Source organism: Kitasatospora sp. NPDC059088, from assembly GCF_042738155.1.
In the GTDB taxonomy this organism is placed as follows: domain Bacteria; phylum Actinomycetota; class Actinomycetes; order Streptomycetales; family Streptomycetaceae; genus Kitasatospora.
The window spans coordinates 1-8,419 of sequence record NZ_JBHYGR010000090.1; the positions used below are offsets into that span (position 1 = coordinate 1).

6 protein-coding genes are annotated in these 8,419 nt (G+C 73.7%); 2 read left to right on the forward strand and 4 right to left on the reverse strand.

The window, feature by feature from the left end; genetic code table 11:
* On the forward strand, positions 1–2,165 hold a 2,165-nt coding region (locus ACFWXO_RS31270; RefSeq protein WP_380527867.1), incomplete at its 5' end, for a hypothetical protein.
* A 20-nt stretch (positions 2,166–2,185) separates the two neighbouring features.
* Here ACFWXO_RS31270 and ACFWXO_RS31275 read toward each other — a convergent pair.
* Together ACFWXO_RS31275 and ACFWXO_RS31280 are read right to left on the reverse strand one after the other, a co-directional pair.
* Positions 2,186–2,860 carry a hypothetical protein gene (locus tag ACFWXO_RS31275; RefSeq protein ID WP_380527870.1) on the reverse strand — a complete coding sequence of 225 codons (675 nt, stop codon included), beginning with the start codon at positions 2,858–2,860 and terminating at the stop codon, positions 2,186–2,188.
* The gene (locus ACFWXO_RS31280) at positions 2,857–3,516 is read right to left on the reverse strand and encodes a methyltransferase domain-containing protein (protein ID WP_380527873.1); all 660 of its coding nucleotides are present in this window, start codon (positions 3,514–3,516) and stop codon (positions 2,857–2,859) included. The genes ACFWXO_RS31275 and ACFWXO_RS31280 overlap by 4 nt, the downstream gene beginning before the upstream one ends.
* 250 nt (positions 3,517–3,766) lie before the next feature.
* Between ACFWXO_RS31280 and ACFWXO_RS31285 the strand changes: the two genes are divergently transcribed.
* The gene (locus ACFWXO_RS31285; protein ID WP_380527876.1) at positions 3,767–6,130 is read left to right on the forward strand and encodes a glycosyl hydrolase family 18 protein; all 2,364 of its coding nucleotides are present in this window, start codon (positions 3,767–3,769) and stop codon (positions 6,128–6,130) included.
* Between the two features lie 76 nt (positions 6,131–6,206).
* On the opposite strand, the gene ACFWXO_RS31290 is transcribed toward ACFWXO_RS31285, so the two are convergent.
* Both ACFWXO_RS31290 and ACFWXO_RS31295 read right to left on the reverse strand, forming a co-directional pair.
* Positions 6,207–6,977 (reverse strand): hypothetical protein, encoded by a 771-nt coding sequence (locus ACFWXO_RS31290; RefSeq protein WP_380527879.1) that lies wholly within the window; start codon positions 6,975–6,977, stop codon positions 6,207–6,209.
* 106 nt (positions 6,978–7,083) lie between these two features.
* Entirely contained in the window at positions 7,084–8,211 is a 1,128-nt protein-coding gene (locus ACFWXO_RS31295) for a hypothetical protein (RefSeq protein WP_380527881.1), read from the reverse strand.
* Positions 8,212–8,419 lie beyond the last annotated feature (208 nt).

The window sequence follows — 8,419 nt, forward strand, 5'->3', positions numbered from 1 at the left end:
GGGCCGGCCTCGGCGCGGGCGGCGCCCTCGCCGCCGGCCGCCTGCTGCCCGCCGGCCCGGCCCGGGCCGCCACCCCGTTCGCCCCGGCCCCGCCGACCGCTCCCGCCGCCCCGACCCTGACCGCCCGAGCCGCCCGAGCCGTCCGCCCGGCCGCGCCGGGATCCACCGCGGCGCAGCCCTGGCCCGACTGGACCCGCTACGCCCGGATCGCCGACGGCACCTTCAACGAGCCCGCCGACATGCAGGGTTACGTCGACGCCCTCAAGGCGCAGAACGTCAGCGTCATCGAACTCGACACCCTGCTCTCCAACTGGCTCACCGACGCCGAGTTCGCCGCCCACATGGCCGACGTGAAGACCTTCACCGGCCTGGCCCACGCGGCCGGCCTCAAGGTCGTCATGTACTACCCGTCCCTCGAACTGATCTCCCCCGGCGGTGAGAAGGGCCGCTCCTTCTACAAGGACGACCACGGCAAGGACTGGGTCCAGCGCGACCTCGCGGGCAAGCCCAACGTGTTCTACGGCAGCGTGGTGGTCTGGGTCGACCCGGGCGACGAGAGCGTCTGGCTCAGCCCCCACTCGCCCTGGCGGGACTACTACCTCCGGCGGATCAAGGGGGTGGCCGCCACCGGCGTGGACGGCATCTGGCCGGACGTGCCGATCTACTTCGACGGCGTGCTCACCTGGTGCGACGCCTCCAGCTGGGGCGCGGCCGCCTTCAAGGCCGACACCGGGCTCGCCCTGCCCCGGGCCGCCGACTTCACCGACCCGGTGTTCCGCCGCTACGTCGAGTGGCGCCACCGCAGCCTGCTCGGCTTCCAGTTGGACATCGCCGCCGCCGGGCGCTCGGTCAACCCCGACCTGGTCACCTTCGTCGAGACGGTCTCGATGGACTACCGCTACGCCACCTCCATCGGCCTGGACGGCGGCTACCTGCGCACCGCCGAGGACGCGGTCTCCCAGGTCTGGGAGGTGGACATCCTCGGCAACTACGACGGGATGCGGCACGCCACCGCCACCGACTGGACCTGCCTGATCTCGATGTACAAGTACGCCCGCGCGGCCAGCGGCGCCAAGCCCGCATGGGCGTTCTCCTACGGCTGGCAGGCCGACGACGCCTCGCTGGTGATGTCCCAGCTGATCGCGGCCGGCTGCAACCCGTACGAGGTGAGGACGCCGTTCAAGAACGACACCGTGGACGCGGCCATGCGCGCCCGGATGTTCGCCTTCGTCCGGGCCAACCAGGCGAAGCTCTACGACCCGGTCTCCGCGGCCCGGGTCGGGGTCTACCACTCCGCGCCGTCCCGGGACTACGTCGCGCCCGGCGAGGGCAACGGGATGTACGCCAACGCCAAGGCCCCGGCCGGGGTCGCCGACTGGTGGGGCGGCGACGACCCGCAGATGAGCTGTGCCGCGCTGCCCTGGCTGGGCGAGTTCCGCGGCACGGTCAAGGCGCTGGTGTACGCCCAGGTGCCGTTCGACACCGTGCCCAGCCCCGGCCTCGTCGCCGCCGACCTGGCCCGCTTCCAGGTCCTGCTGCTGCCCAACCTCCAGGCCGTCTCGGACGCCGAGGCGACCGTGCTGCGCGGCTTCGTCGCGGCCGGCGGGACGGTCGTGATCACCGGCCCGGCCCCCACCGCGCTGGACGAACTGGGCGGCCGGCGGGCCGAGTTCGCGCTCTCCGACGTCCTCGGGCTGCGCCGGGCAGACCCGTTGCCCGCGAGCCGGCGGAACTCCTACGGCAGCGGCAGCTGCTGGTACCTCAAGGCCCTGCCCGGGCTGAGCTACCTGTCGAACACCGACCAGGCCTCGGCCGACCAACTGCTGGCGGCGGTACGGCAGTCGGCGCCGCCCGCCGTCACCCTCACCGGGGACCGGCGGATCTTCCTGGACGCCCGGCGGCTCGGCGGCGACACCGTCGTCCACCTGGTGAACTTCACCAACTTCGGCGACGCCCCGGCCGACTTCCGCACCACGCCCGTCAACTGCACCCTCTCCTACGCGCTCCCGGCCGGAGCGGTCGTCACCGCCGTGACCGTCGCCAGCCCGGACGGCACCGACCCGGCGCCCCGGCCCGTCCCGTACACGGTGACCACCGGGACGGTCGGCGTGCCGCTGACCGTCGTCCAGTACTCGGTGGTGACGATCAGCGCGTCGGCGGCCTGACCGGGGGGCGACCGGGCGGGTCAGGCGTCGCCGTCCAGCAGGTGCTGGCGCACCTCCTGGAAGGTCCAGGCCCCGCCGGCCGGCCGGGAGAACACCCAGACCAGGTCGAACCGGTCCGGCCAGGTGCCCGGCGCCCCGCTGCCGGCCGCTCCGAGCGCCTCGACGATCCGCGGGATCCGGGAGTGCTCCCAGCAGATCAGCACCGGCTGCGTTCCGGCGAGGGCGGCGGCGGCCAGCTGGGACTCCTGGGACTCGGCGTAGGTGGTGTCCACGGTCAGTCCGAGCCCGCCGGCCAGCGGGGTGACGGTCTGCCGCATCCGGTGGGCTCCGGCCAGCGGGCCCTGGTCGGTGGCGGCGTAGATCCGGGCGGGGGTGCGCAGGCCGGTCGCGGGCGGGGTGGTGAACAGGGTGGGCAGTGCCTTGGCCCGGTCCCAGCCGCGCTGGGTGAGGGACTTGCCGTCGTGCTTGCCGTTCTCGTCCAGGCCGGGCTGGTTGCCGTCGGGCTTCTCGCCGTGCCGGATGATCATCACGAAGGCGGCGCCGCCCGGGTCACTGGCCCTGGCGACCGGGCCGTTCTTGTCGGCCTTGTCCTTCTTGCCGGAGGAGCAGCCGGCGAGCACCAGCGGGGCGGCGGCCGCGAGGCCGGTGAGGAGCAGCCGGCGGGTGGGGCGGGCGGTCGTGGGCCGGGCGCTCACGCGGCACCCCGCTCCAGGCGCACCAGCGCGTCGATCGCGACGCCCGTCGCGACGCCGGTCGCTCCGCCCGTCGCACCGCCCCGGTGGCCGGGTTCGGTGTCGACCTCGCGCCGGACGCGCTCGGCCCGCACGGTGTGCAGGCCGTAGGGGGCGAGGTCGGCGAGGACGTCCTGCGGGGTGAACAGCACGGCCGGGTCCTGCGGGCCGCCGACGCCTTCGGTGAGGTTGCTCAGGTCGTGTCCGATCACCAGCAGGGTGCCGCCGGGGGCGAGTGCTTCGGCGGCGCGGTGCAGTGCGGCGCGGCGGTCGGCGGCGGGCAGGTGGAGGTAGGCGACCAGGACGAGGTCGTAGCCGACGGTGGGGGCCTCGTGGGTGCGGGCGTCGCCGTGGCGCCAGGTGAGGCGGTCGGCGACCTCGTCGGGCAGTTCGGCGGTGAGCCGTTCGGCGCGTTCGAGGGCGACGGCGGAGAAGTCGAGGCCGGTGACCTCCCAGCCCCGGGCGGCGAGCCAGATGGCGTTGCGGCCCTCGCCGGTGGCCAGGTCGAGGGCGTGGCCGGGGGCGCGGCCGGTGAGTTCGCGCACCACCCACCGGTTGGGCGCGGCGCCCCAGACCAGTTCACTCGCGGCGTAGCGGTCGTCCCAGCCCTGACTGTCCATGCGCTCCTCCGTTCGGCAGTCCTGTTCCGTCCCGGTCAACCTACCGGTCGGCCGCTGTTCGCCGCCCGGGTCGGTCCAGCGGGTGGACACCCTTGACGGCGAATATTGGTCCAGTCCAATCTGTTCAGTCGAGCACCCGTCAAGCACGTGTCACCCCGCCCGGTCGCCCCCACCGCGTCCGGGCCGGCTCCCCACGGCCCGTCCGGGCCACGCACCGCCGGAACCCCCACACATCCGGAGGACACCCCGCATGCACGACCGCGTCCTGCCCGCACGGCCCGACCTGCCCGCCGAGGGTCGAGCCGCCCGTCGGGCCGCCCGGCACAGACGGGCCACCGCACTCGCCCTGGCCGCCACGCTGACCACCAGCGGCGCCGCCCTCGCCCTCACCCTCGGCTCCGCCGCCGCCTCGCCGGTCAACCTGCTGGCCAACGGCGGCTTCGAGACCGGCACCCTGTCCGGCTGGAGCTGCTCCAACGGCTCGGTGGTCACCACCCCGGTGCACGGCGGGAGTTACGCGCTCAGCGGCGCCGCCTCCGCCTCCGACACCGCGCAGTGCCAGCAGACCGTCACTGTCCAGCCGAACACCAGCTACACCCTGGCCGGCTTCGTCCAGGGCAGCTACGTGTACCTGGGCGCCACCGGCACCGGCGTCAACGCCTCCAGCTGGACGCCCGGCGGGACGGGCTGGAACCAGCTGAGCAGCACCTTCACCACCGGCGCCACCACGACCTCCGTCACGGTCTTCACCCACGGCTGGTACGGCACCGGCACGTACTACGCGGACGACCTCACCCTGACCGGTCCGGGCGGGCCGACCTCCACCACCAGCCCGACGGCCACCGGCAGCCCCACGGCGTCCACCAGCCCGACGGCCTCGGGCAGCCCCACGGCCACCGGCTCGCCCAGCGGAAGTCCGACCGCGACGGGCTCCCCGAGCGGGAGCCCCACCGGCAGCCCCACCGGGAGTCCGACCGCGACCGCCACCGCGAGCGGCCCGGCCGGGGACGGCAAGGTCACCACCCCGACCGGCGTCACGGTCAGCAAGGTCACCTCCGGCGCCGTGGTGCTCGGCTGGCAGCCGTCCACCCTGAACGGCGACGACGGCCCGGTGGCCTACAAGGTGTGGTCCAACGGCCAGTTGGTCGCCACCTCGATGGGCACCTCGGTCGCCGTCAGCTCGCTGCGGCCCGGCCAGGCCTACACGTTCAGCGTCCAGGGCTACTCGGGGAGCCACGCCTCCGCCCAGTCCGCCCCGGTGAGCACCACGACCGCCGCGGCGCCCGCCCAACAGCCGGTCCGCGCGGCCTACTTCGACCAGTGGGGCATCTACGAGAACGCCTACTACCCGAAGAACGTCGACACCAGCGGCGCCGCGAACAAGCTGGACGTCGTCCACTACGCCTTCGCCAACATCGACCCCTCGAAGTTCACCTGCTTCCAGGCGGTGAAGGCCTCCGACTCGGCCAACGACTCCGACCCCAACGCCGGTGACGGCGCGGGCGACGCCTACGCCGACTACCAGGACGGCTACACCTCCGCCACCAGCGTGGACGGCAGCACCGACGGCTGGGACCAGCCGCTCAAGGGCAACTTCAACCAGCTGCGCCAGCTCAAGGCCAAGTACCCGAACCTGCGCTTCACCATCTCGATCGGCGGCTGGACGTACTCCAAGTACTTCTCGGACGCGGCCGCCACCGACGCCTCCCGGAAGGCCTTCGTCTCCTCCTGCGTCGACATGTTCCTCAAGGGGAACCTGCCGACCGGGGTCGCCGGTGACGCCTCCGGCGGCGCGGCCTCGGCGGCCGGCATCTTCGACGGCATCGACATCGACTGGGAGTACCCGGGCTCGGCCGGCGGCCACACGGGCAACCACTACTCCCCCGCCGACAAGCAGAACTACACCCTGCTGCTCAAGGAGTTCCGCACCCAGCTGGACGCCCTCGGCGCCGCCCAGGGCAAGCGCTACCTGCTGAGCGCCGCGCTGCCCAGCGGCCAGGACAAGATCGCCCAGCTGGAGACCGACAAGATCGGCGCCTACCTGGACTACGCCGACGTGATGTCCTACGACATGCACGGCTCCTGGGACGCCAAGGGCCCGACCAACCACCAGGACCCGCTGCACGACAGCCCGGCGGACCCGACCACACCGATCACCCCCGGCACCCGCAAGTACAACGTGGACACCACCCTCACCGCGTACACCGCCGGCCTGCCCGAGTACGGCGTCCCCGGCGGCTTCCCGGCGAACAAGATCGTGCTCGGCATCCCGTTCTACTGGCGCGGCTGGACCGGCGTCCCGGCCGGCGCGAACTACGGCCTGTACCAGAGCGCGACCGGCCCGACGGCCGCCAAGCCGCTCAGCCAGGAGGCCGGTCTGGCCGCCTGGAAGGAGCTCAACCCGACCGCCGCGCAGACCCATTGGGACCCGGTGACGGAGAGCAGCTGGGTCTACGACGGCACCAACTTCTGGACGGGTGACACCCCGCAGGCCGTCCAGGCCCGCGGCGCCTACGCCAAGGGCAAGGGCCTGGGCGGCCTGTTCGCCTTCTCGCTGGAGAACGACGACGCCTCCGGCACCATGCTCAACTCGATGGACAGCAGCCTGCGCTGACGTCGAGCCGGTCGAACGACCGACGCCGGTGGCCCCGTTCGGGACCACCGGCGCCGGCATCGGTCTCGGCCCCGGTTCAACTCTTGAGGTTGAGCGAGGGGAAGAGGTCCGTGAAGGGCTGGGTGGTGACCGAGACGCTCCGGGCGAACGGATCGTCGAAGTCCCAGATCATGAACAGCAGGAAGGCGATCAGCACGCTGAAACAGGCCGCCAGGATCAACTCCCTTGGGGTGCGCTGGATCTGCAGCGCGAACAGCATGCCGATGGTCACCACCGCCCCGCCGATCAGCCCGAACCACACCACGCCCGGCATGGTCGGCCCGGCGTTCTGGCCGCGCTGGTTGCGGGAGTCGGAGGCCTGGCTGATCCGGTCGGTGATCGGCTGGTAGGCCTGGGCCTCCAGCTCCGAGGCCGGCGCCCGGGAGACCACCTCGTTCTGGATCTTGTCCAGCAACTCGGTTCCCTTGTCGGTGATCTCACCGTTCTTGCCCATGTAGTCCCACTCGACGGTCACCACGTAGGTGACGTACGCGTCGACGTCGGCCCGGACCTGGTCGCGGAACTCGACCGGGTAGACCACCGCCCGGTCGCTGACCTCCCGCAGCGACTGGGCCTCACGGAACAGGTCGTCCTGGGCGGCGCCGCGCGCCTCCCAGACACCCGCGATGGCGAGGCCGAGGACGATCGCGTAGACCACTCCGATCATCATCGTGATGTACTCGATGACGTCCGGCGTCTCGTCGGTGTTCTCAACGACGCCGGTGCCGCGGCGCCGCAGCACCACCACCGCCAACACAACGGCACAGGCCGCCGCCAAGGCGATGATCAGCGCCACCCACTCGGACATGGGAACTCCCTTCTCTGGCTTGGCTCGTGACGTGAAAGGCGAACCCCCGGGCCCGCTCGACAGGACTCGACAGGAGGAGCCGGGGGAAGGTCGGGACGGGAGGCCGTCAGGACCCGGAACCACCGCGGCCGCGGCCACGACCCGGGCGCAGCGAGGCCGCCGCGAGCACCGCGGGGACGGTGATCAGCAGCATCGTGGTGGTGGTCGAGGCGCCGTGGTGCGGCGGCGCGACGGGCCCCGGTTTGGCGGCCCGCACCACCTTGAAGGAGGGATGCGCCGACGGCGTGGGCCGGGCCGGGCTCGGACGGGCCGGGCTCGGCAGCACGGGGCTGGGCGCCACCACGGCGGGGACCGTCGGGTCGGGCACCGCCGGAACCGGCACCACCGGTGGCGGTGGCGGAGCGGGGGCGGCGGGCGCCGGGGCCGCGGGCACGGCGGGCACCGCCGGGGGCGGTGGCGCCGGTGCGGGGGCGGGCGGCGGCGGAGACGCCGGGGCCGGGGGCGACGCCGGCGGGCTGGGGGCCGGGGGCGACGGGACCGCGGTCGGGGACGGCGTGGGGGTGGCGCTCGGGGTGGGCGTCGGCGTCGGGGTGTGGGTAGGGGTGGGGGTCGGCGTCGATGTGTGCGTAGGTGTCGGCGTCGGGGTCGGGGTGGGCGTCGGGGTGGGGCTCGGGCAGGGGTGCGGATGGTGGTGGTGATGGTGGTGCCCCCCGTGGCCCCAGTGCCACCAGCCGTCCCCAAGCTCCCCCTGCCCGTCGTCACCGGACCATTCGCCGCCGCCCCCGTGGCCGCCGGACCCGTGGCCGTCGGTCGGTCGCCCCGGCGCCGGCCGGAGCCCGGCCGTGCCGGAGGGCGAGGGCACCGCGGGCACCGTGCCGGCCGTCAGCGGCCGGTGGCAGTGGTGGTGGTCGTGCGGCGGCCGGGGCCCGTGGTGGCGGCCGACGTCGGGGGCGACGGTGACGCCGACCTCGACGTCCACGTCCACTCCGACGTCCACGCTGCCGCCCGGGCCCACCGTGGTGGACACGTCCGTCCCGGTGCACACGCAGGTGTCGACGGCCGCGCCGTTCGCGTGCCCGCCGGGGCGTTCGGCCCCCGAGGCGCTGGCCCCGCCGACCAGTGCGCACATCGCCACCACGCCGACCGCAGCGCCGATCAGCCGCGCCCGCCGACCGGGGACCGCGCCCCCGCCGCCGTGCCGCGGTATCCGTCGGTACTGCCGGCGCTGCGGCATGGGCTCCACACACCTCTCGGGTCGTCCGGGCAGGACGGAAGGGATTTGGCTGATCAGCCGACAGGAACGGACGGCAGTGGTCGGATCCGGATCAGAGCCGATCGGGTACGACCATGCGCATTCAGACGTGATCAGGCGGAGGGGGGGCCGCCCCCGGGGGGGGGGCGCCCCCCCCCGCGACACGAGCTAAGAGCGCCAGCCCGAGCCC

Excerpts from the sequence above, each read along its gene's own strand:
- ACFWXO_RS31280 (WP_380527873.1), bottom strand. The coding sequence starts at position 3,516 with ATGGACAGTCAGGGCTGGGACGACCGCTACGCCGCGAGTGAACTGGTC.
- ACFWXO_RS31285 (WP_380527876.1), top strand. The coding sequence starts at position 3,767 with ATGCACGACCGCGTCCTGCCCGCACGGCCCGACCTGCCCGCCGAGGGT.
- ACFWXO_RS31290 (WP_380527879.1), bottom strand. The coding sequence starts at position 6,977 with ATGTCCGAGTGGGTGGCGCTGATCATCGCCTTGGCGGCGGCCTGTGCC.
- ACFWXO_RS31295 (WP_380527881.1), bottom strand. The coding sequence starts at position 8,211 with ATGCCGCAGCGCCGGCAGTACCGACGGATACCGCGGCACGGCGGCGGG.